We start from the raw sequence: 1,014 nt of genomic DNA on the forward strand, positions 1-1,014 counted from the left end.
CTGAGCATGCATATGACAATACTATAGTTAGTATAGAAAAAAATCGATACTTTTATAAGAATTTACTACTGGCATAGATTTTATAGTGAATTGGCTAGATTCTTGACTGACTCTTTTGGGACTAATACTGATGACTGGTTTTTTATGACTGATACTGCGCTTGTTATTGATACTGAAACCGACCAAGGTCGAGATCCACGACCTATCCAAGTTGCAACCATTAATGTGGCCAGTGGGTTTGAGTGGATGAAATACTTTAACAGTGGCCGTCCTATATCACCAATTGTGATCAAAGTTCATGGCATTACCGATGATGATGTCGCTGGACTTGAGCGTTTTGAATTGGATGAATTTGACTTGCCGCAGTATCTGATTGGCCATAACGTACGCTTTGATTGGCGAGTGATCGGTAGGCCGTCTGCTAAGCTGATTTGTACCGTGCGACTGGCGCGCGTCGCTTTTCCAGAATGGCGCTATTATGGGCAGTCCAAATGTATTGAGCAGTTATTGGGACAAGAGGAAGCTAGCAAAATGACCATTGCTGCACATGATGCACTAGGTGATGCGCGCATGTGTTATTTGCTTTACCAAGCTTGCTGTGAGCGCCTACAAATCAAGCCCATAGATTTTGAGACAGCGCACAAGATTTCGAACACCGCCAACCCAGTCGCGAAGATGCCATTTGGTAAGTATAAAGGCAAGCTTATTAAAGAAGTACCTATTGGTTACGTTAAGTGGATGCTAGGCAACATTCATAACATGACACCGTCATTGCATTCTGCTTTGACTAAGCGCCTCAAGGCAGAAGAGGCTAATAGCATCAACAAATAAATAAGCGGTTTGAATATAAGATGCATTATATTTATTGTGATTGCTCGTTTAGCCAATCCACTGCCATTTGCCACAGTTTAGGAGCTTTAGCGTTGGTTCTACTACTAAAATAGCGCATGTGTCCAATGCTGTTTAGGCCAAAGTCTTTTGGATCAAAGATGCGTTTTTCGATTGGCATTTTGG

Annotated in this window: 1 protein-coding gene; it reads left to right on the forward strand. The window is 42.1% G+C overall.

Annotation, left to right across the window (positions count from 1 at the left end):
- The first annotated feature begins 102 nt into the window (after positions 1–102).
- Positions 103–831 carry a 3'-5' exonuclease gene (locus ACS8FD_RS16915; RefSeq protein WP_439263514.1) on the forward strand — a complete coding sequence of 243 codons (729 nt, stop codon included), beginning with the start codon at positions 103–105 and terminating at the stop codon, positions 829–831.
- Positions 832–1,014: the final 183 nt, after the last annotated feature.

This window comes from Psychrobacter sp. 1U2 (assembly GCF_051847575.1).